The organism is Achromobacter sp. FW305-C-13, from assembly GCF_058783475.1.
The window spans coordinates 1422487-1444918 of the sequence record NZ_JBYSYN010000001.1 but is presented as its reverse complement, the minus strand read 5'-3'; the positions used below and the strand labels follow the sequence as shown (position 1 = coordinate 1444918).

Annotated in this window: 18 protein-coding genes; 13 read left to right on the top strand and 5 right to left on the bottom strand. The window is 65.3% G+C overall.

Translation table 11 applies throughout. The features are described 5' to 3' along the window. Positions 1–17 precede the first annotated feature (17 nt). Positions 18–2558 (top strand): fused MFS/spermidine synthase, encoded by a 2541-nt coding sequence (locus tag AC3WMU_RS06490; RefSeq protein WP_492282015.1) that lies wholly within the window; start codon positions 18–20, stop codon positions 2556–2558. A gap of 155 nt (positions 2559–2713) precedes the next feature. Here AC3WMU_RS06490 and AC3WMU_RS06485 read toward each other — a convergent pair whose 3' ends face one another. Continuing rightward, positions 2714–3001, bottom strand: coding sequence for a YkvA family protein (locus tag AC3WMU_RS06485; RefSeq protein WP_492282355.1), 288 nt, complete (start codon positions 2999–3001; stop codon positions 2714–2716). A 107-nt stretch (positions 3002–3108) separates the two neighbouring features. On the opposite strand from AC3WMU_RS06485, the gene AC3WMU_RS06480 reads away from it, so the two are divergent. The 5 genes from AC3WMU_RS06480 (at position 3109) to AC3WMU_RS06460 (ending at position 10042) form a co-directional block, all read left to right on the top strand. Continuing rightward, positions 3109–3435, top strand: a complete 327-nt coding sequence (locus AC3WMU_RS06480; protein WP_006225801.1) for an ArsR/SmtB family transcription factor — start codon at positions 3109–3111, stop codon at positions 3433–3435. A gap of 34 nt (positions 3436–3469) precedes the next feature. Beyond that, the gene (arsB, locus tag AC3WMU_RS06475) at positions 3470–4549 is read left to right on the top strand and encodes an ACR3 family arsenite efflux transporter (protein ID WP_492282354.1); all 1080 of its coding nucleotides are present in this window, start codon (positions 3470–3472) and stop codon (positions 4547–4549) included. A gap of 3 nt (positions 4550–4552) precedes the next feature. Continuing rightward, positions 4553–5746 carry an MFS transporter gene (locus AC3WMU_RS06470; protein WP_492282014.1) on the top strand — a complete coding sequence of 398 codons (1194 nt, stop codon included), beginning with the start codon at positions 4553–4555 and terminating at the stop codon, positions 5744–5746. 34 nt (positions 5747–5780) lie between these two features. Then, complete coding sequence (gene arsH / locus AC3WMU_RS06465; RefSeq protein WP_492282013.1) at positions 5781–6539, top strand: arsenical resistance protein ArsH; 759 nt, start codon at positions 5781–5783, stop codon at positions 6537–6539. Positions 6540–7180: 641 nt separating this feature from the next. Next, positions 7181–10042, top strand: a complete 2862-nt coding sequence (locus tag AC3WMU_RS06460) for an autotransporter outer membrane beta-barrel domain-containing protein (RefSeq protein ID WP_492282012.1) — start codon at positions 7181–7183, stop codon at positions 10040–10042. Positions 10043–10112: 70 nt separating this feature from the next. Here the strand turns inward: AC3WMU_RS06460 and AC3WMU_RS06455 are convergent, their stop codons facing one another. The 4 genes from AC3WMU_RS06455 to AC3WMU_RS06440 are packed head-to-tail and all read right to left on the bottom strand — an operon-like array spanning position 10113 to position 15169. Beyond that, positions 10113–11750, bottom strand: a complete 1638-nt coding sequence (locus tag AC3WMU_RS06455) for an ABC transporter ATP-binding protein (protein WP_492282011.1) — start codon at positions 11748–11750, stop codon at positions 10113–10115. Continuing rightward, the gene (locus tag AC3WMU_RS06450; protein WP_006227800.1) at positions 11747–12577 is read right to left on the bottom strand and encodes an ABC transporter permease; all 831 of its coding nucleotides are present in this window, start codon (positions 12575–12577) and stop codon (positions 11747–11749) included. The genes AC3WMU_RS06455 and AC3WMU_RS06450 overlap by 4 nt, the downstream gene beginning before the upstream one ends. Before the next feature lie 3 nt (positions 12578–12580). Further along, positions 12581–13555 carry an ABC transporter permease gene (locus AC3WMU_RS06445; protein WP_006227801.1) on the bottom strand — a complete coding sequence of 325 codons (975 nt, stop codon included), beginning with the start codon at positions 13553–13555 and terminating at the stop codon, positions 12581–12583. 9 nt (positions 13556–13564) lie between these two features. Beyond that, complete coding sequence (locus AC3WMU_RS06440; RefSeq protein ID WP_424626340.1) at positions 13565–15169, bottom strand: ABC transporter substrate-binding protein; 1605 nt, start codon at positions 15167–15169, stop codon at positions 13565–13567. Positions 15170–15429: 260 nt separating this feature from the next. Between AC3WMU_RS06440 and AC3WMU_RS06435 the strand changes: the two genes are divergently transcribed. Genes AC3WMU_RS06435 through AC3WMU_RS06405 form a run of 7 tightly spaced genes read left to right on the top strand, consistent with a single transcriptional unit; the run spans position 15430 to position 22428 of the window. Further along, a complete protein-coding gene (locus tag AC3WMU_RS06435; protein ID WP_492282010.1) occupies positions 15430–16302 on the top strand; it encodes a VOC family protein in 873 nt (290 codons plus the stop codon). A gap of 1 nt (position 16303) precedes the next feature. Then, complete coding sequence (locus tag AC3WMU_RS06430) at positions 16304–17413, top strand: M14 family metallopeptidase (RefSeq protein WP_454676987.1); 1110 nt, start codon at positions 16304–16306, stop codon at positions 17411–17413. A gap of 37 nt (positions 17414–17450) precedes the next feature. Then, complete coding sequence (locus AC3WMU_RS06425) at positions 17451–18464, top strand: quinone oxidoreductase family protein (protein ID WP_006227805.1); 1014 nt, start codon at positions 17451–17453, stop codon at positions 18462–18464. Further along, positions 18461–18883 (top strand): PaaI family thioesterase, encoded by a 423-nt coding sequence (locus AC3WMU_RS06420; protein ID WP_006227806.1) that lies wholly within the window; start codon positions 18461–18463, stop codon positions 18881–18883. Before AC3WMU_RS06425 ends, AC3WMU_RS06420 begins: the two co-directional genes overlap by 4 nt. A 27-nt stretch (positions 18884–18910) precedes the next feature. Next, on the top strand, positions 18911–20557 hold the full coding sequence (locus AC3WMU_RS06415; protein WP_492282009.1) for an ABC transporter substrate-binding protein: 1647 nt from the start codon (positions 18911–18913) through the stop codon (positions 20555–20557). A 10-nt stretch (positions 20558–20567) separates the two neighbouring features. Further along, positions 20568–21539 (top strand): ABC transporter permease, encoded by a 972-nt coding sequence (locus AC3WMU_RS06410; protein ID WP_006227808.1) that lies wholly within the window; start codon positions 20568–20570, stop codon positions 21537–21539. Between the two features lies 1 nt (position 21540). Beyond that, complete coding sequence (locus AC3WMU_RS06405) at positions 21541–22428, top strand: ABC transporter permease (protein ID WP_492282008.1); 888 nt, start codon at positions 21541–21543, stop codon at positions 22426–22428. Positions 22429–22432 lie beyond the last annotated feature (4 nt).

Genomic DNA, 22432 nt, shown 5'->3' with positions numbered 1-22432 from the left:
AGGAAGAGGACAACACGATGAATGCATCCGCGCGCCCGATGACGGCTATCCCTGCGGCAGGCGCGGCCTCGCTCCCCCGGACGACTTTGTGGCCCGCAGCCGCGCTGTTGGCCTTGTCCGGCGTAGCGTCATTGATTTTCCAGATCCTGTGGATCAAACAACTGTCGCTGATTGTCGGGGTTGAAGTCCACGCGATCGCGGCTGCGGTCGGGGCATTCTTCTTAGGACTGGCGGCGGGCAGCTGGGTGCTGGGACGCCGGGCAGATCTGTCCGCGAGACCCTTCCTGCTGTATGCAGGTATTGAAGTGGCCATCGCCGCCCTGGGCGTGAGTGTGACCGCCGTGCTGGCGATTGGCGCGCCGGCCTTTGCGCGTGGCGAGGCGTTCAGCCCCATGCTTGCCTGGATGGCCATCATCTTCGTCGTCGGCGTTGCGCCGTTTTTCATGGGCGGCACCTTACCGGTGTTGCTGCGCGCGACAGGCGCCGGGCGGGTCGGCCAGGCGGGCGCCACGCTGTACGCCGCCAACACGGGCGGCGCCATCATCGGCGCGCTGCTTCCCGCCTTCTTCCTTATTCCCGCGCTGGGCGTGCGCGGCACCGCTTGGGCGGCCGCCGGCCTGAACCTGGTTGCGGCGCTGGGCGCGTGGGCGCTGGACCGGAAAAACCGGTCGTCGGCAGGCGAGTCCCCAGCGCCCGGCGTGATATCGGCGACCCAGGCCTTGCCTGGCAAAGCCTGGGTGGCGCTGGGGCTGTATGCCGCGGCGGGCGCGGTGGCCATGGGTTACGAAGTGCTTTGGTCGCAGATGGTGGTTCCCTTCATGAGCACCCGGGCGTTCGCATTCTCCATCGTACTGGCGGTCTATCTTGCGGGGTTGGCGGTGGGTGCGGCGCTGTACGCCCGCTGCGAACGCTGGCTGGGCGACCCTTGGCGTGTCTTCGGGTTCCTGGTGGCCGGCGCCGGTCTGGTTGCACTGGTCGAAGCCGCGCTGCTGGGACGCTGGCTGATCAGCGCCCAAAGTCTGGCCGAGGCGTCGATCCTGCGTTGGACCGATAGCGAGATGGCTGGCATGAGCGGACGGTTCGCCGTCGCGGCGAGTACCGTGGTGCTATTGCCGACACTGCTGCTGGGCGCGGCGTTTCCGGCGGTATTGCGCATCGCCGTGCCGCCGGAGCGCCGAGGGCAGGGCGCGGGCGCGGTGCTGGCCTCGAATACATTGGGCGGCATCGTGGGAACGGCGTTGACAGGGTTCGTGTTACTGCCCCACCTGGGCACGGTGCGCAGCCTGGCGCTATTGACGGTCATCGCTTGCAGCATCGGTGTTGCGGCGATATGGCGCGCGCAATCACCTTCGCCGTTGGCAAAGGGATTGGGCGCGGCTTTCGCCGGCGCGGCCATCATCCTGGGCGTAGCGATGCCGGTTGACCATCTGGCCCGCCTCTTGCCGGGCGCTCAAGGCGGAGACTTGGTCTTTTATGAGGAAAATCACGGCGGAACGGTCGCGGTGGTGGAGCAAGGGAAGGGCGATCGACGCTTCCATCGCTTGTACATCCAGGGCGTCTCCAACTCTGGCGACGCGATGCCGTCGCTGCGCTATATGCGCTTGCAAGCGCTCCTGCCGTTGATCGTGCACGCGGGTGAGCCGCGCTCCGCCTTGGTCATCGGGTACGGCACCGGCATCACGGCAGGCGCATTGTCGCGCTATCCCGGCCTGGATCGCAGGGTGGTCGCCGAACTGTTGCCCGGGGTGCTGCACGCCGCGCCGTTGTTCAAGGGCAGCTACGGCGCGTCGACAGATCCAGGCTTGGACATCCGGCTGAAAGACGGGCGGCGGGAACTGTTGGGCAGCGCAGAACGCTATGACCTCATCACGCTTGAGCCGCCTCCGCCGTCAGCCGCGGGCGTCGTCAATCTTTATTCGCAAGATTTCTATTCCCTTGCCGCGGCGCGGTTGAACCCGCAGGGCATCGTTGCGCAGTGGCTGCCGCTGCCCACGCAGAATCTCGAGGACACCCGCGCGCTGGTCGCCAGTTTCATCAACGTGTTTCCGCATGCCTCGCTTTGGACGACCGAATTCCATGAAATGCTGCTGGTCGGGTCAATGGAGCCTTTGCCGTTGAATCCCGCCCGCATCGCGGCCCGATTCGCCGAACCGAAAGTGAAGACGGCCCTGGCCGAAGTCGGGATCGCGTCGCCGGCCGCGCTGCTGGCCACCTGGGTGACCGACCGCGACGGCTTGGCCCGATTTTCGGGTCCGACGCCTGCCGTTACCGATGACCGGCCGGCGATCGAGTACGCGACCTGGGTACGGCCGCGAGAGGTTGCCCGCACATTGCCAGCCTTGCTGTCCGAACGAAGCCAGCCGCCGCTCGGGTCGATGGATTCCAGCCTGATGCAGGAAATCGACCGCGAGCGCGGAGTGCTGGACGTGTTCTACCAAAGCGCGCTGGCAGCCTACGAAGGCGATCGGGACGGCTGGGCACGCAACGGCGCGCGACTGGCCGCCGCCAGCCGCGACAATCCCTATTTGCGCTGGTTTACGGGCGGAAAAGCGGATTAGGGCAATGCGCGCAGAGCGCCTGAGGTCCGCAAGGACGTGCCCCCAAACCTCATTGGGCTGAAGTACGCATAATGTGTATTATGTAAAGTAAGAGTGATGGGTTTCCAGCCAGGTCCCTGGCCTGCACCTGCCTCATCCGCCTTTCGCCGACCGATTCAAGGCCGTGGCATGAGCCAAAACCAGGCTGCTGCGCCAACGCTTAGCCACAACGCCACGATCGGCACCGCACCTGCCTTGCTTCGCGGTTTTGCACCAGCCGAATCCATCCACGCCTCGGCTTGGCCCCTGCATTCGACAAGCGGACTCAGTGCATAGGCGACCACGGACACGCCTACCGCCTTCGCATGCGACGGTGTCCGCGGGTGTTTGCCGGCAAACCAAAGGGTCAAACCGTCACGTTTGACGCGTTTGGCCCAAGCCTTGAGCCGTTCAGCGGTGTTCATGAGATTGCCGTCGTTTTCGAACAGGATCTGCACTTTGCCATGTTGCGCCCAACCACTTGCGATTACCTACTATTCAATGATTCCAGAATCGTTGTATGATTTAACTTATGAATGAAGATCAAGCAGTTCTCGCCCTTGGTGCCCTGGCCCACACCCAACGTCTTCGCGTGTTCCGCGCGCTTGTCGTGGCTGGCCTGGGCGGTCTCACGCCCAGCTTCCTGGCCGACCAGCTCGGCATCGCGCGCAATACCTTGTCTTTCCATCTGAAGGAGTTGTCGCACGCAGGCCTGGTCAGCATCGAGCAGCAAGGCCGGAACCTGATCTATCGGGCCGACTTTTCCCAAATGAACGGCTTGCTCGGCTACCTGACCGAACACTGCTGCCAAGGCGCGCCCTGCGAGGCTTCCGACCCCGGTGCCTGCACTGCCTGCTGAATCCCACCCGTTATTGCCAGGAATTTCCATGTCGATGTCGTCCGCTACACAAACGGCGCCCGCGCAGCAAGCGCGGGTCGGGTTGAGCGCCTTCGAGCGTTACCTGACGCTCTGGGTGTTTCTCTGCATTGTCCTGGGGGTGGCTCTGGGCCAACTTATGCCTGCGCTATTTCAGGCCATCGGGCATCTGGAAGTCGCGCAAGTCAATCTGCCCGTGGGCGTGTTGATCTGGGTGATGATCATCCCGATGCTTCTGAAGGTGGACTTCGAGGCCTTGGGCCAGGTCAAGCAGCATTGGCGTGGTATTGGCGTAACGCTGTTCATCAACTGGGCGGTCAAGCCGTTCTCCATGGCGTTCCTGGGGTGGCTGTTCATCCGCCAGGTCTTTTCCCCCTGGTTGCCTGCCGACCAGCTGGACAGCTACATCGCGGGTTTGATCCTGCTTGCCGCCGCGCCGTGCACGGCCATGGTGTTCGTGTGGAGCCGGCTGACCGGCGGTGATCCGGTATTCACACTGTCTCAGGTTGCGCTGAACGACGCGATCATGGTGTTCGCCTTTGCACCGATTGTCGGCCTGCTGCTTGGCCTGTCGGCCATCACCGTTCCCTGGAATACATTGCTGGTTTCGGTCGGGTTGTACATCGTGATCCCCGTCATCCTTGCTCAACTCTGGCGTCGCGCCCTGCTGCGTCGCGGTCAGGACGCATTCGAGGCTGCGTTGGCGCGGATCGGGCCGTTTTCCATGGCCGCGCTGCTGCTGACGCTGGTGCTGCTGTTCGCGTTCCAGGGCGAAGCCATCATCGGCCAGCCGCTCGTGATCGCCATGCTGGCGGTGCCGATCCTGATCCAGGTACTCTTCAATTCCGGCTTGGCGTACTGGCTGAATCGTCGCGTGGGAGAAAGGCACAGCATCGCTTGTCCGTCAGCACTGATCGGCGCCTCCAATTTCTTCGAGCTTTCCGTCGCGGCCGCAATCAGCCTGTTCGGATTCCAGTCCGGCGCCGCGTTGGCAACCGTGGTGGGCGTGCTGATCGAGGTGCCGGTGATGTTGCTGGTCGTGCGCGTGGTGAACCAGTCCAAAGGCTGGTACGACGCGGGCGCCCGTCGGAGCTAGCCGGTGGCAGGAGCACCGGTCCGAGTTGTGGGCACGCTGGGCACCGCCCAGACATTGGCCTGGGCGTCGTCCTACTACCTGCCTGCCATGTTGGCCGCTCCGATGGCCGATGACCTGGGCGTACCAACCCCAACGGTCTACGCGGCATTTTCCGGCGCAATGGTGGTGTCGGCACTTGTCGGCCCCTGGGCAGGCCTTGCGATCGACCGTCACGGCGGCCGCATCGTCCTTGTTGGCACGAGCCTGATGTTCGCGCTGGGATTGGCCATGCTGGGGTCGGCCCAAAGCCTATGGGCAATGGTTGCCGCTTGGCTCATCCTCGGCTTGGCAATGGGTGCCGGCCTGTACGAAGCCGCATTCTCCAGCCTCGTTCGCCTGTACGGACATCACGCCCGCGGCGCGATCACCGGTATTACGTTGATTGCGGGCTTTGCCAGCACCGTTGGCTGGCCGCTATCGGCCTGGATGGAAACACGGTTCGGCTGGCGCGAAGCATGCCTTGGTTGGGCGGGCCTGCATTTACTGATCGGCGTGCCGCTCAATGCCTGGCTACCGAAACTGCCGACCTCGCCAAACGTCGAAAAGCCGGTCGTGGCGGCGCCGACGGAAGCGGTTTCCTCCCCTGCCGCTGCTCCCTCACTCCAGCACCAAAAGTTTGCAACCGCCCTCCTCGCCTTCGTCTTCGCCGCCACTTGGTTCATCAGTACCGCCATGGCGACACACTTGCCACGCATGCTCGAGGCTGCCGGCGCCACCTTGGCCGCGGCGGTGGCGGTAGGTGCGCTTATCGGTCCTGCACAGGTGGCCGGCCGCGTGCTGGAGTTTGGATTTCTGCGACACGTTCACCCGCTGCTGTCAGCACGCTTGGCCGCGATGGCGCACCCCGCGGGTGCGGCGGTGCTGCTGATGGCGGGACCGGCAATGGCGCCGGTATTTGCCGTTCTCCACGGCGCCGGTAACGGCATCCTGACCATCGCGAAGGGCACCTTGCCGCTGGCGCTATTTGGCTCAGACGGGTACGGCGCGCGCCAGGGCTGGCTGATGATGCCCGCGCGGATCGCGCAGGCGGCGGCCCCGCTTCTTTTCGGCCTGGCGCTGGACGCATGGGGCGCCAACGCCCTGTGGTTGTCTGGCGCCATCGGTCTGGCCGCCTGTGGCGCACTGCTGCTGTTGCGCGCCCAGTCGCCCGCGCAGTGAATGAAGTTTCAGTTTTGCATCAACGGAGGTTTGCATGAGTTTCCCCCCCAACTATCACAACGTCGCCAACGGCGCATTGCCCTACGCCGATCTGCCCAACATTGATCCGTCATTGTTGGAACCCCCCTCCTCTGCGGCCTTGTTCTCGCCCGAGCGGGCTAGCCATGCGCCGCGTTTCCTGGTGCTGTATGGGTCGTTGCGCGAACGCTCCTACAGCCGGCTGGTCGCAGAGGAATCTGCGCGGCTGCTCCAAGCCTTGGGTGGCGAAACCCGCATGTTCAACCCGGCCGGACTGCCGCTCGTCGACGACGCCGATGACAACCACCCCAAAGTCCGTGAGCTGCACGAACTGGTCCAATGGGCCGAAGGCATGGTGTGGAGCTCGCCGGAGCGCCACGGCGCCATGACGGGTCTGATGAAGACGCAGATTGACTGGATTCCCCTGTCGATGGGCGCCGTTCGTCCCACCCAGGGCAAGACGCTTGCCGTGATGCAGGTGTCAGGCGGATCGCAGTCCTTTAACGCCGTGAACCAGATGCGGATACTGGGCCGGTGGATGCGGATGCTGACCATACCGAACCAATCGTCGGTGGCCAAGGCGTACCAGGAGTTCGATGATGCCGGGCGCATGAAGCCTTCGCCCTACTACGACCGCGTCGTCGATGTGGTCGAGGAATTGATGAAGTTCACCTTGCTCACCCGGGATGTGGCGCCGTACATGGCGGACCGCTACAGCGAACGCAAGGAAACGGCCGCCGCCCTCTCCCGCCGGATGAAGCAAGGCTCGATATAACGGTTTTCTGCGCCTCTTGCACCGGCGCCACGATGTGGCGCCGGCATTTGAAATGCTATTTTTTCGCCGCGACATTCAAATTGGCCTGGTGGTCAAGCGATTATGTTGCAGCCGTTAATGATTCATTGATGTTTCATTAATATTTAAATCCGTACCGCGCTGTAGTCTGCATATTTATTTCCTGTTTGGCACGTTGATCGTATTGGGTCATTTAATGCCAGGAATTAAAAACCGCTGGGGTTTTTATGGGATCTTGCGCGCAGCGATATCCTGCATCAGTGCCCTCCCCGTGGAGCTGTTCCACGCCCTTGCCGCAAGCGCTTTCAGCCATGTTGTGCTACCAGAACCGGCCCTATTTCAATAATATAAAAGTGTATCAATTAGCGCCAGTTTTGTCGTTTGGATGGTATCCGCACATCAACTCTACGCGCACCGGTTGGTATCCATTTTTTCACGCCAGATAATAAGGATGGTATCCATACATTAATTCTTGGTATTGCAAAAAAATTGGTATACATTGCGTCCTTTTTTTCGACCGCCCATTTCGTCCGCGCAGATTGGATCGTTACGTAAGCATACGTTTGCTGCGATCCGGTAATGCTTGGACATCAGTTTATTAATCGAAAAATAGGACCCAAGTTTTGATATACGGCACAAGAAAGTGGCTGACCGCGACGCTCGCGCTGAGTACCTCTTATTGCGGTGGCGTTACGGCCGCCGACCTGACTGTTGCGCCAGGTAATACGCAGCTATTCGATGGCTCGGCCAACTTCCCCGGCGGCGTCGATGTGAATGGTGGCACGGTGGTGATCGGCGGCAACGGCGGCGGCGCCGGCGTCACGATCAATGGAAACGTCAATGCGGCATCCAACGGCATCGTCTCGGGCTTCGGCTCGATCAATGGCGATCTGAACGTGACGGGGAATGCCCGCGTTGCGCCCGGCTATTCGGTCGGTACGCCGACCGGCGTCTCCAACGGCAACCTGGGCGTTACCGGCAACCTGTCGATGAGCAATGCCGTGTTCGACTTCGAAACCGGCTATGCGGGGCTGCCGATCACGCAACCCGGCACGGGCGACAACATCACGGTCGGCGGCAACGTTGCCCTGAACAACACCACGCTGAACGTCTCGGTGAACACCCTGGGGGTCAACGCCGGCTACTACCGGATCATGTCGTACGGCGGCACGTTAAGCGGCAATGGCCTTTCCTTGGGCACGGTGACAGGCGATTCCTTGCCGGGAGCCACCATCCAGTCGCTGACCGGCGACAAGCAGATCAACCTCATCCTGGGGCCCAGCACGACCAACCTGTGGAACGGCGACGGCGCGGCCTCCGCGACGCGGGCGGGCGGCGGCAATGGCACATGGAGCGCCGCCAGCACGAACTGGAACAGCCCGACCAACGCCACGGGCGCCCTGCCCGATGGCGGCTATGCCATTTTCACCGGCGCGACCGGCACCGTCACGGTTGATGGCAGCGCCGGCCCGGTCCGCGTGTCTGGGATTCAGTTCGCCACCGACCGGTATCGTCTGCAAGGTGCGCCCATCACGCTGGTCGGCAGCGGCGGCAATCCGCCGGTGCTGGTCGTCGGCGATGGCACCTATGCGTCCGGCCAATTCGTCGACACGATCGACAACCCGCTTCAAGGCACGCAGGGTTTTGTGAAGACGGGCCCGGGGTCGGTGATCCTGACCGCGGACAGCAGCGGCCTGACCGGCCCCATTCTGATCGCCGATGGCGCGCTGGAAATCGACGGCAAGTTGAACGGTCCCATGGATATCGGCCGCGAAGTCGTGCTGGCGGGCGTGGGCCAGGTGGGCACCACCACCCTCTACCCCACCGCGGTCATCTCGCCGGGCAATGACGGCTCGCCCATTGGCACGCTGACGGTCAACGGCAACCTCACGTTCGGCGAAAGCACCATCTATCGCGTGCACGCCGACCCGGCAAGCACCGCCAGCGACCGCATCCACGTCACGGGCGTGGCCTATCTTGACGGCTCCGTGGCGCACGTCGGCCCCGACGGCAACTATGCACCGCGTACGACCTACAACATCCTGACGGCCGACGGCGGCATTCAGGGCCGTTTTACGGGCGCTTCAAGCGCGTATGCGTTCCTGACCCCCACGCTCAGCTACGACGCCAAGAACGCCTTCATGACGCTGACCCGCAACGACGTGCCGATTGGCAGCGTGGGCGAGACGGGCAACGAGAGCAGCGTGGGGGGTGCGTTGGATAATGAAGATCCTCCCGCCACCGGAAACGGCTCCTCGTCGACCGGGAATGGATCGACGACGGCCGGAAATGGCGCGGCATCGACCGGCAATGGAACGTCGCCGACCGCAAACGGATCGACCAGCACCACGACCACCACGACCGAATCGCCGGTGGTTGGAAGCGGCATCGCGGCGGCCAAGGATACTGGCGCCAGCCAGGTGGCGGCGGCCGTCCTGACCATGACGCCGGGCGAAGCGCGTTCGGCTTTGAAGATGCTGTCAGGCGAAGCGTATGCCAGCACCGCCAGCGTGTTGCAGAGCCAGGCGGACACCGTGCGCACGCTGCCGCTGGCCCACTTGCGCGGCAACCTGGACGCGCCGACGCTTGCCGGACGTCCGACGGCCCAGTTGGGGGCATCGTCTTCCGACGCCTTGCCGCAAAGCGGGGCATCCCCCGTCTGGGCGCAAGCGTTCGGCAACTGGAGCAAGTTCGGCGGTGACGGCAACGCGTCCAGCGTGAGCCAATCGGCCGGCGGGCTCTTCGTCGGCGGCGACGGCGCCGTAGGCGGGGGCTGGCGCTTGGGTGGCGCGCTGGGCTACATCGGCAGCCACAACACGATCGCCGATGCGTCGTCGCGCAGCAACGTTGACAGCTATACGGCGACGTTGTTCGGCGGACGCAATGTCCAGGCCGGACCTGGACATTTCCGCTTCATGGCGGGCGCGGCCTACACCTGGCACGACATCGACGCCAAGCGCGACGTGGCGGCCGGCAGCCTGAACCAGCGGCTTGAGTCGTCCTATCGCGCGTCGTCGACGCAGGTGTTCACCGAACTGGGCTACAACCTGCCGCTGGGCGATGCCTACACCATCGAACCCTACGCCGGCTTGGCCTGGAACCAGTTGCGCACGCGCGACTTCCAGGAATCGGGTGGCTCGGCCGCCCTGCACGGCGCCGGAACCACCGATGACGTGACCAGCACGACGGTGGGCCTGCGCGGCGCGTGGCAATTCGGTTCGGACGTTGCCCCGGGCCGCCTGACCGCGTCCTTGGGCTGGCGCCATGCAATGGGCGATGTGAAGCCCAGGCAGGAACTGGCTTTCGACGGCGGCAGCACGTTCTCGGTGACGGGCGTTCCCATTGCGCGCGACGCGGCAGTGCTTGGCCTTGGCGCTGAAATGGCCATCACGCGCAACACGACCGCAGGCATCGCCTACGACGCGCAGTTCGGCGGCGGCAACCGTCAGCAGTCGGGTCAGTTGAAGCTGGCCGTGCGCTTCTAGGCCAAGGCTGGAGGATGCGCAGGCGTCGCGATCGCGGCGCCTGCGCTCTGACCCACGGCCAAGCCCGCCTTCAGGCGGCTTGGCGTGCGGTCACGCTGGCGGGGTTCCAGCGACGGCCGGGGACCGCGGCCAGCAATGCCTGCGTATACGGATTCGTGGGGTTGCCGAAAACCTCGGCGCAAACTCCCTCTTCCACTACCCTGCCGTCCTTCATGACGGCTACGTGGTCGCAGACCTGCGCGGCCACGCGCAGGTCGTGCGTGATGAATACGATCGACAGCCCCAGTTGCTGGCGCAACCGCGCCAGTAGCGCCAATACTTGCGCCTGCACGGATACGTCCAATGCCGAAACCGGTTCATCGGCGATCAGCACTTGCGGCCGCATGGCCAACGCCCGCGCCAAACCCACGCGCTGGCGCTGCCCGCCCGAGAATTCATGCGGAAAGCGCCGGACGGCGTCCGCCGACAATCCCACCAGTTCGAAAAGCTCTTGCGCAAGCGCCAACGCCTCACGCCTGGGCATGCCGTGCACCATGGGGCCCTGGGCCACGATGTCGCCCACGCGTTGACGGGGATTCAGTGATCCATAAGGATCCTGGAACACCATCTGCACCAGCTTGGCATGCGCGCGCCGCGCCGAGCCGCCCTTGAACGCCAGCGGCTTGCCGGCCAGCGTGATGCTGCCGGCATCGGGCGGCAGCAAGCCCAGCAGCGTGCGGGCCAATGTGGATTTTCCCGATCCGCTTTCACCGACGATTCCTAGCGTCTGGCCCTCGCGCAAGGTCAGTTCGACGCCGTTCACGGCGTGTGTCACGCGGCTGGGGCGTCCGAACCAGCCACGCTTGCGATAAGTCTTCGAAAGCGCCTTCGTGGCCAGGATGACCGGCGCATCGGCGTCAAGTGTCGAGCGGGCTTCGGCGGGCGCCAGCGGCGGCACGGCGGCGATCAAGGCGCGCGTGTACGGATGCTGGGGGTGTTCAAGCACCTGGTCGGCGGTGCCGCTTTCCACCAGCACACCGCGTTGCATCACAGCGACGCGGTCGGCGATTTCGGCCACCACGCCGAAGTCGTGGGTGATGAACAGCACCGCCGTGCCACGGCGCCGTTGCAAGTCGTGGATCAGATGCAGGATCTGCGCCTGCGTGGTGACGTCCAGCGCCGTGGTGGGTTCATCGGCAATCAGCAATGCCGGCTCCAGCGCCAGCGCCATGGCGATCATGGCGCGCTGGCGCTGGCCGCCGGACAGCTCGTGCGGGTAGGCGTTGACCGCCTGCGCGGGGTCCGGCAAGCGCACGGAATCCAGCAGCTCCAGCGTCCGCCGGGCGATTTCGGCTCTGCCCAGGCGCGTGTGCGTGCGAAAGACCTCGCCGATCTGGTCGCCGATGGTGCGCAGCGGGTTCAGGGCGGTCATCGGTTCCTGAAAGATCATGCCGATGCGCCGGCCACGCAGGCGGCGCAAGGCGTCCGGCGCCAGTTGCAGCAGGTCTTGCCCTTCCCAATGGATCTGTCCGCCGCTGGCGTGCACGCCCTGGGGCAACAAGCCCAGGATGGCGCCCGCCGTCAGGGACTTGCCCGACCCGCTTTCACCGACCACGCACACGATTTCGCCCGCGTTGACGCTCAAGGTAAGGTCCTTTAACGCGTGGGGCCGGTCGGCTCCCGCCGGTAGGTCCACGGTAAGGTTCTGGATGCGTAGCAATTCGGTCATGAGCGTTTCAGCCTGGGATTGAGGGCGTCGTTGATCCCCTGCCCCACCAGCGAAATCGCCAGGACGGTCAGCAGGATGGCAACGCCGGGAATGGCGGATACGTACCATTGCACCCGGAGGACTCCCCGGCCGCCGCCGATGAGGTTGCCCCAGGAAGGCACGTTGGGGTCGGACAGGTTCAGGAAGGCCAGCGCGCTTTCCAGCAGGATGGCGGTGGCCATGATGACGCTGGCGTACACGATGACGGGCGGCAAGGCGTTGGGCAGGATTTCGCGGAAGATCAGGCGCAGGTCGCCCATGCCCAGCGCCCGGCCCGCCTGGACGAATTCGCGCGCCTTGAGCGTCAGGAATTCCGACCGCGTCAGGCGCGCTACCGGCGGCCATGACACCAGGCCGATCGCCAGCACGACAGTGTGCAGGTCGGAACCGAACACCGCCACCAGCACCAGCAGCAACAGGAAGTTGGGCAGGATCTGGAAGGCTTCCGTCACCCGCATCAACAGGTCGTCGATGGCCCCGCCGTAGTAACCGGCCACCGCGCCCAGCGTCACGCCGATCAGCACAGACAATAGCGTCGCCACCAGCCCGATCGCCAGCGTAACGCGTGCGCCGTGCAGAATCTGCGCAGCAATGTCGCGCCCAACCTGGTCGGTGCCCAGCAGAAATCGCGCGTTCTCGCCGGGCCATTGCAGCGGTCTGCCGGCCAGGCTGAGCGGGTTCTTCGGGTACCACAGGCCTGCGCCCAGCGCGCCGGCGCACACCACCGCCAGCAGCACCAGCCCCAGCACGGCGATGGGACTATGGAAATATCGGCGTATCGTTTCCATGGTTCAGCTCCGCGCAATGCGAGGGTCAAGCCGCGCATACAGTAAATCGACCACGAAGTTGATCGTGATCACCAGCAGCGCGGACACGAACACGATGCCCAGCAAGGTGTTCAGGTCGCGCTGGACCACCGATTCGTAGGCCAGCCGGCCCAGGCCGGGCAAGGCAAAGACGCTTTCGACCACGACCGAGCCGCCCAGCATGGTGCCGGCCTGCAGACCCAGCAGCGTGATCATGGGAAGCAGCGCGTTGCGCAGGATGTGGCGGGCGACCACGGCTGTCTCGCGCAGGCCCTTGGCCCGCGCCGTGCGCACGAAGTCGTGCGTGGACACTTCCAGCATCGACGCGCGCATGATGCGCAGATAGGTGGCCAGGAAGATCAGCGCAAGCGTGGCGGTGGGCAGCACAAGGTGCCAGGCGATGTCCAGGATGCGCGCCCAGCCCGTGTAGCCCGAGGCGATGGTCGCAAAGCCCCCTGCCGGCACCCAGTCCAGCCACACCGCGAAGACGAAAATGCCCATCAACCCGAACCAGAACGACGGCGTGGCGCAAAACACCAGGCCCAACGTGGAGATCAGTGCGTCCGCCCAGCCGTTGACGCGCCGCGCCGCGATCACGCCCAGCGCCATGCCGCCGGTAAAGGCGAAGGCCAGCGCCGACCCCATCAGCAGCAGCGTGGCAGGCAGGCGTTCGGCAATCACCGTCGAAACCGGCTTGCCGTAGATGGCGGAATAGCCCAGATCCAGGTGCACGAGGCGCCACAGATAGTTGCCCAGGCGCGACGTCGTGGACTGGTCCAATTCATAGTGCGAGCGCAGGGACGCGATGGTGGCGGCATCTGCCCCGCCGATCTGCGCCACCAGCGCGTCCACCGTGTCGCCCGGCGCCAATTGCAGCAGCAGGAAGAGACCTGCCAGGATGATTAGCAGCGCCGGCGCGGCGGCCGCCAGCCGGCGGGCGGCCAAAGTCAGGAAACCCATGCCTGCGTCCTAAGCCGAGAGCCAGGCGTCGTGCCAGTCGCTGGACGGCCAGCGCGCGTTGTTGTGGCCATTCTGCAGCTTGCGGCTGGCGACCGAATAGAACTGCCGTTCCGTCGCCATCCAGATGGGCAGTTCATCATTGACGGCCGCCACCCATTCCGCGTACAGCGCCTTGCGGCGGGCCGGGTCGATTTCGGACGCGGCATCGTCGATCAGCTTGTCCACCTTGTCCGATTGCCAGCCGTACTGGTTGGTCCACGGCGCGCCCGCAGGGCTGCCGGAGCGATACCAGACGGTGGTGGAGACGGCGGGATCGCCGCGATACTGGTGCCAGCCGGTGGCGATATCGAACGTATGGTTCTTGTACACAGACGCCAGCGCGCCGGCGATGTCGTACTGGACGATCTCCACCTTGATGCCGACGGCCTCCAGCGACTGCTGGATGAAGGTGGCCAGCAACGGCACGTCTTCGCCGTTCTGGATGGGCACCAGCTTTAGCGTGAAGCGTGTGCCGCCGGCGCCGCGCTTGTAGCCGGCTTCGTCCAGCAGCGCCTCGGCGCGCTTGACGTCAAAGGGGTACGGCGGCTTGCTGCCGGCCGGAAAGAACGTTTCGGACGTGGACGGGATCGGCCCGGTGGCGGGCTTGCCCAGCCCGTAGAGGAAGTTCTCGATGAAGAAATCGATGTCGATCGCGTGCACGATGGCCCGGCGCACGCGCACATCGGCCAGCTCTTTGCGACGGAAATTGAATTCCAACGTGTTGTTGAACACGTTGGCCTCCAGCCCCTTGCTGCGGACTTCGAAGCGCGGATTCTGTTTGAGCCGGTCCAGGTCCGCCAGGGTCAACTGCGAGTACGCGCTCAACTGCAACTGGTCCGTTTCCAGGGCGGCGGTGGCCGCGGACTTGTCCGTGATGATGCGCCACACGATGCGGTCCAGATAGGGCTGGTCGCGCCGCCAGTAGTTCGGGTTGCGTTCGGCGATGATGAATTGCCCCCGCTGGTACTGCACGAACTTGAAGGGCCCCGTGCCCACGGGCGCGGTATTGGCCGGGTTCTCCAGCACGTCGGTGCCCTCGTACAAATGGCGGGGCACCACGTATCCCAGGTCCGCCAGGGCGCGCAACAGCAGATCCAGCGGCATCGGCCGGCTATAGCGGAACACGGCCGTATGCGGGTCAGGCGTATCGACGGCTTCCAGGTAAAGCTGCAAGGCCGTGCCGAAGTTCAGGTGTTTCTTCCAGAGCTCCAGCGCGTTGTACTGCACGTCGGCCGACGTAAAGGGCTTGCCGTCATGCCAGGTGACGCCTTCGCGCAGCTTGAAGGTGATGGTCTTGCCGTCGGGCTCGGTCGTCCATGACGTGGCCAGTTGCGCCACCGGTTGGCCGGCGGCGTCGAGGTCCACCAGCGATTCGATGATCTTGCTGGTCACGATGTACACGCCGGTCGAGGCGCGCAGCGCGGGGTTCAGGATGCGTTGTTCGGAGCCCAGGTGGACGTTCAGCACGCCGCCATGACGGGGGGCTGTGGTCTGAGCCAGCAACGACGTGGGAAACGCCATCGAAGCGGCCAGCGCTCCGGAGGACAGGAGAAATTCACGGCGGGTAGTACGCATCGGAAGGGACTCTATGGTTCTGCCTGGAAGAAGCTGCGGATCATAGGCCTGCGTTATGAGCCAGGAGAAATGCCGATTTCTCATTTGCTCATGCGTCCGTCCGGTCCCGTATGGCCGATGCTGCGCGCAGCCGGCCTTACGCACCGCACGCGGTGGTCCCTGGAATGAAAATCAGATATCCACATGCGAATTCAATCGTTCTAGCCTGCCCCCGCCTGCGCCAGACTGCACCTCTTTCCAACGCGAATTCAGGAGCTTTGATGTCTCTCCCGTCAGTCACCGGCCTAGATCACTACATCATCCGGGTCAACGATCTGCAGGCGGCGACCGACCGCTACGTGAAGCTGGGATTCAGCCTCGCGCCGCAAGGCAGGCACCATCGCGGCACGCGCAACCAGACCCTCATTCTTGATGCCAACTACCTGGAACTGCTCTATTTTCCGGAAGAACTGAAAGCGGAATCGCGCTTCAGCGGCTATGACGACGCCTACGAAGGCTCGGTCGCCACTGCCCTGCAAACCACCGACAGCAGCGCGGTGCACGCGGAACTGGCGCGCCTGGGCATCACCGCCGAGCCGCCGCAAAGCGGCGGCCGCCCCGTGCATCTGCCTGCAGGCAGCGAAGACGCCGCCTGGAACAACACGAACTTTCCGGCCGGCCTGCTGGGCGTGCCCGACTTCTTCACCTGCGGCCACCTGACGCGCCACCTCGTCTTCCGGCCGGAATGGCAGGAACACGCCAACGGCGCGCGACGCATCGAATCGCTGATCGCCGTCCACCCTGACCCTGCGTCGCTGCGCGCCGGCTATGAGCGCGTGTTCGGGCCGATCGCCATCAGCGAACTGCCCGACGGCGGCCTGCAAGTGCGGCGCGGCAGCCTGCGCATCGACTTCCTGAGCCCCGCCGCGTTCGAACAGCGCTATCCGCGCGTCCGTATCCCGGCCGGCTTGCCGGCATCGGCCCACGGCGGCTGGTTCGCGGGATCGGTGATCGGCGTGCGCGATCTGGCGAAGACGCGCGCCCTGTTCGACGCCAATCAGGTGAACTACCGCGCCAACGCGCATGGAGAACTGGTGGTGCCGCCCGAAGACGGGGCCGGCGCGCTGCAGGTGTTCGTCCAAGAGGCGGCCTGACATGAGCGATACCCTGCCCGATTACTGGGACTGCTTTTCGGTCGATTACGCGGCGGCGCGCCAGGCGTTCGTCGCAGCCGCGACGCAACGCGGCGCGGCCCTGTCGCGCCATGAGCATCCCACGCTGAAAGATCCGCACGGCCAGGCGCTGAGCGTGGATGTTGCCGTGCTGGGCCGTGCCGACGCCCCGCGCACGCATCTGGCAATCAGCGGCACGCACGGCCTGGAAGGCGCGGCGGGCTCTGCCGTGCAGATCGGCTGGTTGCGCGCCGATGGCGGCAATCCCTTGCCCGACGACGTGAACGTGGTGCTGGTGCACGCGCTGAATCCTTACGGCTACGCGTACGACACCCGCACGACCGAAAACAACGTCGACCTGAACCGCAACTTCATTGACCACACGCGTCCAACGCCGGCCAACCCGCATTACGCCACGCTGCATCCGCATCTGATTCCAGACGCCTGGACCGAAGCCAGCCTGGAAGCCGGCGCGCGCGCCGTCGAGGCGTTCCGCGAGACCCACGGCGCCGACGCGCTGTTCAACACCACCGCCAGCGGCCAGTACACGCATCCGGATGGCCTGGTCTACGGCGGCAGCGGCCCCGAGTGGTCCAACCGCACCCTGCGCCGCATCGTCGACGAACATCTGGCCGCCAGCGAACGCGTGGCCTTTATCGACTGGCACACCGGCATCGGCGAATACGGCGAACCCTTTTTCTTGTGCTTTAACGACGAAGGCAGCGCCGAACAGGCGCAGGCCGCCCACTGGTGGGGCGCCGACCGCGTCCGCGACCAGCGCCCGCATGGCCTGGCCCGCCCCGACTACCAGGGCCTGGTGTTCCGTGGCGTGCAACAGGCGCTGGGTGACCGCGCGCTGGCCGGCGCCGTCGTCGAATTCGGCACGCGCGGCCTGCAGATGCGGCCCGCGCTAAGGCTGGACCAGTGGCTGCGCTTCAAGGCCCCGCACGCGCCCGATGCCGCCCGCGACGCCCAGTTGCGCGCCGACCTGGTCGATGCCTTCGTGCCCGTATCCAGCGTGTGGCGGCGCAGTGCGCTGGCCCACGGCCTGGCCATCACGCGCCAAGCGATCGCCGGCGTGGCCGCTTGGTAAGCCTTTTCCCTATTTCCTCTTCCTACTATTGGCAGTCATGAAAGCAATTGTTTTGCGTGAACACGGCGGCAACGACAAGCTCCGTCTGGAAACCGAATTTCCCGATCCCGTCGCCGGGCCGGACGACGTCGTCATTCGCGTGCGCGCGTCCTCGTTGAACTACCACGACGTATTCACGCGCCGCGGCATGCCCGGCATCAAACTGCCCTTCCCCGTGATCATCGGCCTGGACGTGGCCGGCGAGATCGTGCAGACCGGCGCCAACGTGCGGGACTGGAAGGCCGGCGACCGCGTGCTGGTCGACCCGATCGACCGCGTTGACGGCGGTCTGGTGGGCGAAACCATCCACGGCGGCCTGGCCGAGCTGTGCCGCGTGCCGGCGCACCAGTTGCTGCGCCTGCCCGATGAGGTCAGCTTTGAACAGGCCGCGGCGCTGCCGGTGGCCTACGGCACCGCGCTGCGGATGATGAATCGCATCGGCCAGATCCAGGCCGGCGAAAAGGTGCTGATCCTGGGCGCCAGCGGCGGCGTGGGCGTGTGCGCGGTGCAATTGGCCAAGCTGGCCGGCGCCGAAGTCATCGCTTGCGCAGGTACGCCGGAGAAAGGCGAAGCGCTGCGCGCGTTGGGCGCCGACCACATCATCCTGTACACCGAGGAAGACTTCCTGAAGGCCGTGCAGGAACGCTTTGGCCGCCCTGCCCGCCGCCGTGGCGCCAAGTCTGGCGGCGTGGACGTGGTGGTGAACTTCACGGGTGGCGACACCTGGGTGAAGTCGCTGCGTTGCCTGCGCCTGGGCGGCCGGCTCTTGACCTGCGGCGCCACCGCCGGCTTCGACCCCAAGGAAGACCTGCGCTACATCTGGACGTTCGAGCTGCAGATCCGCGGCTCCAACGGCTGGGACCGCGAAGACCTGCATGAACTGCTGGAACTGGTGCGCAGCGGTCGCCTGCACGTGGAAGTGGACCGTAGCTGGCCGCTGGAACAAGGGGCCGAGGCATTGGCATCGCTGGAAGATCGCAAGATCGTCGGCAAAGTGCTGGTGACGTCATGAGCAATGTGCTGAACGCCGCCCAGATCCAGGCCAAGTTCGACGATTCGCCCTTCATCGCATGGCTGGGCCTGTCGGTCAGCGCCGTGGACCACGAGCGCGGCGAACTGACCGTGCTGGCGCCGATGCGGGCCGAATTCGAACGCGGCGCCGCCAGCGGCCAATGGCATGGCGGCCCGTTGGCTGCTGTGATCGACACCGTGGGCGACTTCGCCGTCGGCATGCTGCTGGGCCGCGGCCTGCCCACCATCAACTTCCGCGTCGATTACCTGCGGCCCGCCGTCAACACCGGCCTGACCGCGGTGGCGCGCGTGCGCCGCAATGGGCGCAGCGTCGGCGTGGCCGACGTGGACCTCTACAACGACCAGGGCGCGCTTGTCGCCATCGGCCGCGCCACCTACGCCACGCTCAGCCAAGGCTGAGCCGCGTTACCCAACAAGGATGCCATCATGACCCAAGCTCCGCGCCTCGGACGGCGCGCCTTCCTTACTCGCACCGCCGCAGGCTCCCTGGCCGCCACCGGCCTGGGCGCATTGCCGCAGGCGCTGTACGCCGCCACCGCCCAACCGGGCGCGGATGCCGGCCCCGCCCGCAAGGGCGGCACGCTCGTCGCCACCTGGGGCGGCCTGGAGCCGCAAGCGCTGTTCGTGCCCGGCGGCGGCGGATCCAGCCCGTTCCAGACGTCCACCAAGATCCTGGAACGGCTGTTAAAACTGGATGCTGACCTGAAGTTCCAGCCCGCGCTGGCGCTTAGCGTCACCCCGGCGGCGGACTTCCGCAGCTACACCATCAAGCTGCGCGAAGGCGTCACCTGGCACGACGGCGCACCCTTCACGTCAGCCGACGTCGTCTACAACGTACTGCAGCATTGGAAGCCGATTTCAGCGGGTATCGCGCTGAAATCGTTAACGGACGCCACCGCGCCGGACGCGCAGACGGTCGTGTTGACCTTCAACGCGCCCGTGCCGGAATTCTTCCTGAAATCCACGCTGTCCGGCCAGTATCAGCTGTTGGTGCCCAAGCACCTGTATGACGGCAAAGACCTGATCACCAACCCGCTGAACAACACGCCGGTGGGCACGGGCCCGTGGAAATACGGCAAGTGGGTGCGCGGCAGCCACGTGGAATACCAGCGCAACGACAAGTACTGGAACCCGGGCGAACCCAACCTGGACAAGCTGGTCATCCGCTGGTGGTCCGACCCCGCCTCGCGCGGCGCCGCGCTGGAAACGGGCGAGCTCGGCCTGGCCTATTCCAATCCGGTTCCCGCCCGCGACATCGACCGCCTGGTCAAGACCGGCAAGGTCGTCGTGGACACGCGTGGCTACCAGAACACGGCCTGGACGGTGACGGCCGAATTCAATCAGCGCCGCGACATCGTCAACCGCCGCGAGGTGCGCCAGGCCATCCTGCACGCCATCGACCGCCAGTTCATCGTCGACACCATCTATTACGGCCGCGGCAAACCCGCCATTGCCCCCATCTTCAGCAGCAACCCGCTGTTCTTCACCGAAGACGTGCCGCGTTATCCCTTCGACCCGAAGAAAGCCGCGTCGCTGCTGGACGCCGCCGGGCTGCCCGTCAAGGACGGCAAGCGCTTCACCGTCAACCTGGTGGCCGCCGCGTGGTTCGAAGAGAACGCCAAGCTGGGCCAATACCTGAAGCAGGCGCTGGAAGACGTGGGCATCGCCGTCAAGCTGGATTCGGTGGACCGCGCGACGGCGCTCAAGCGCATCTACGGCGACTACGACTACGACATTGCGGTGTCCAATTTCACGTCGCCGCTGGAACTGGTGCCGACCGTGACCCAGTTCTTCACCACCGATGGCATCGTGAAGGGGGCCGCCTTCCGCAACGCCACCGGCTACTCCAGCCCCGAGATGGACGCGCTGGTCGGCAAGCTGGCGATCGAAACGGCGCCCGACGCCCGCAAGGCGCTGGCCGCGCAGTTCGCGCGCCTGGCCTCGACCGACGTCCCGATCGTGCCGCTGGTGGAAATCCAGTCGTTCACGCTGGCAGGCAAGAACGTGCGCAACTTCACTACCGGCGCCAACGTCCAGGGCGAAACCCTGGCCGACGTCTGGCTGCAAGCGTAAGAGATCCGCCATGCCGTTGCGTTTGATCTTGCGCCGCCTGCTCCAGGCCGTTCCGCTGTTGCTGGGCGTAGTGGTGCTCAACTTCGCCCTGATCCAATCCGTGCCCGGCACGTTCCTGGACGTCATGACGGCCGAGCAGCAGGTCACCGACCCGGCGCTGATCGAACGCCTGCGCGTGACGTATGGGCTGGACCAGCCGCCGACCGTCCAACTGCTGAAGTACATCGGTTCGGTCGCGAGCCTGGATTTCGGTTATTCGTACCGGCACAACCTGCCGGTGCTGGACGTAATCCTGGCCCACCTGCCGGCCACGCTGGTACTGATGCTGGCCAGCATCGCCATCGCCGTGCTGGTCGGCATGGCGGCGGGCATCGTGTCCGCCATCAAGGTCAACACCTGGTGGGATAGCGCGGTCTCGGCGTTTGCCGTGCTGTGCTTTGCCGCGCCCAGTTTCTGGCTGGGCATCATGCTGATCATCCTGTTTTCGGTGAAGCTGGGCTGGTTTCCCGTGGGCGGCATGGTCACCATCGGCCTGGACGGCGGCTTGTGGCGGCAGGCGCTGGACGTGCTGCATCACCTGGCGCTGCCCGCCATTGCCCTGGGCCTGTTCTATTCCGCGGCCTATGCCCGCGTCATGCGGGCGTCGATGCTGGAAGTCAGCCGCATGGACTACGTGCGCACCGCCTACGCCAAGGGCCTGACGCGCACCGCCGTGGTGCTGCGGCACATTCTGCGCAACGCGGTGCTGCCCATCGTCACGCTGCTGGGCCTGCAACTGGGCTCGGTGTTGGGCGGCAGCATCGTGGTGGAGGCCGTGTTCAGTTGGCCGGGCATCGGCGGCGTGCTGTTCGACAGCGTCATGAGCCGCAACTACCCCGTCGTGCTGGGCATCCTGGTGCTGAGCTCCTTCGTGGTGGTCCTGGCCAACATCGTCGTCGATCTTCTCTACACGCGGATGGACCCGCGCATCAAGGCAGTTTGATATGTCCGCATCCCCTACGCTTGCCACCCTGCCCGTCGCCCGGGCAACCCCTCGCCCCGCGTCGTTCACCGCCCGATTCGTCCGCAACCGCGGTGCGGTGGCGGGCGCGGTCGTGCTGCTGCTGATCGCCCTGCTGGCCGCCAGCGCCGGCTGGCTGTATCCCACCAATCCGCTGCGCATCGTCGGCGCGCCCGAGATCTGGCCCTTCGAATCCTGGCGTTATCCGCTGGGCACGGACTCCATGGGCCGCGACATCGCCGCGTTGATCGCGCATGGCGCCCGCGCCACCCTGCTGATCGGCCTGGTCGCCGCCGCGGCCGCAACCGTGATCGGGGTAAGCATCGGCGCGGCCGCCGCCTGGTCCGGTGGCTGGATCGACGAAGTGCTGATGCGCGTCACCGAACTGTTCCAGATCATTCCGAACGTCGTGTTCGTATTGACCATCGTGTCGGTGCTGGGCCCGCACATCGAAGCCATCACGCTGGCCGTCGGGCTGGTGTCGTGGCCGCCCATCGCCCGGCTGACCCGCGCCGAATTCCTGTCCTTCAAGGAACGGGAATTCGTGCAGGCCAGCCGCGCCGTGGGCATGAGCCCCTTGCGCATCGTCGCCGCCGAGATCCTGCCCAACGCGCTGCCGCCCGTCATCGTGATGTCGTCGCTGGTGGTGGCGGGCGCCATCCTGTACGAATCGGTCGTGTCCTTCCTGGGCCTGGGCGACCCCAACATCGCCAGCTGGGGCCGCCTGGTCGGCGAAGGCCGCAGCCTGATCCGGTCCTCCTGGTACATCTGCGCCGTCCCCGGCGTCGCGATCATGCTTGCCGTGCTGTCTCTGAATCTGGTCGGAGACGGCCTGAATGACGCGCTCAACCCCAAGCTGCAAAAGCGTTAAGCGC

What these genes read in the sequence shown, in the direction of transcription:
- AC3WMU_RS06490 (WP_492282015.1), top strand. Translation starts at nt 18, where the DNA reads ATGAATGCATCCGCGCGCCCGATGACGGCTATCCCTGCGGCAGGCGCG.
- AC3WMU_RS06485 (WP_492282355.1), bottom strand. Translation starts at nt 3,001, where the DNA reads ATGAACACCGCTGAACGGCTCAAGGCTTGGGCCAAACGCGTCAAACGT.
- AC3WMU_RS06480 (WP_006225801.1), top strand. Translation starts at nt 3,109, where the DNA reads ATGAATGAAGATCAAGCAGTTCTCGCCCTTGGTGCCCTGGCCCACACC.
- arsB (WP_492282354.1), top strand. Translation starts at nt 3,470, where the DNA reads ATGTCGTCCGCTACACAAACGGCGCCCGCGCAGCAAGCGCGGGTCGGG.
- arsH (WP_492282013.1), top strand. Translation starts at nt 5,781, where the DNA reads ATGAGTTTCCCCCCCAACTATCACAACGTCGCCAACGGCGCATTGCCC.
- AC3WMU_RS06455 (WP_492282011.1), bottom strand. Translation starts at nt 11,750, where the DNA reads ATGACCGAATTGCTACGCATCCAGAACCTTACCGTGGACCTACCGGCG.
- AC3WMU_RS06450 (WP_006227800.1), bottom strand. Translation starts at nt 12,577, where the DNA reads ATGGAAACGATACGCCGATATTTCCATAGTCCCATCGCCGTGCTGGGG.
- AC3WMU_RS06445 (WP_006227801.1), bottom strand. Translation starts at nt 13,555, where the DNA reads ATGGGTTTCCTGACTTTGGCCGCCCGCCGGCTGGCGGCCGCCGCGCCG.
- AC3WMU_RS06440 (WP_424626340.1), bottom strand. Translation starts at nt 15,169, where the DNA reads ATGCGTACTACCCGCCGTGAATTTCTCCTGTCCTCCGGAGCGCTGGCC.
- AC3WMU_RS06435 (WP_492282010.1), top strand. Translation starts at nt 15,430, where the DNA reads ATGTCTCTCCCGTCAGTCACCGGCCTAGATCACTACATCATCCGGGTC.
- AC3WMU_RS06430 (WP_454676987.1), top strand. Translation starts at nt 16,304, where the DNA reads ATGAGCGATACCCTGCCCGATTACTGGGACTGCTTTTCGGTCGATTAC.
- AC3WMU_RS06425 (WP_006227805.1), top strand. Translation starts at nt 17,451, where the DNA reads ATGAAAGCAATTGTTTTGCGTGAACACGGCGGCAACGACAAGCTCCGT.
- AC3WMU_RS06420 (WP_006227806.1), top strand. Translation starts at nt 18,461, where the DNA reads ATGAGCAATGTGCTGAACGCCGCCCAGATCCAGGCCAAGTTCGACGAT.
- AC3WMU_RS06415 (WP_492282009.1), top strand. Translation starts at nt 18,911, where the DNA reads ATGACCCAAGCTCCGCGCCTCGGACGGCGCGCCTTCCTTACTCGCACC.
- AC3WMU_RS06410 (WP_006227808.1), top strand. Translation starts at nt 20,568, where the DNA reads ATGCCGTTGCGTTTGATCTTGCGCCGCCTGCTCCAGGCCGTTCCGCTG.
- AC3WMU_RS06405 (WP_492282008.1), top strand. Translation starts at nt 21,541, where the DNA reads ATGTCCGCATCCCCTACGCTTGCCACCCTGCCCGTCGCCCGGGCAACC.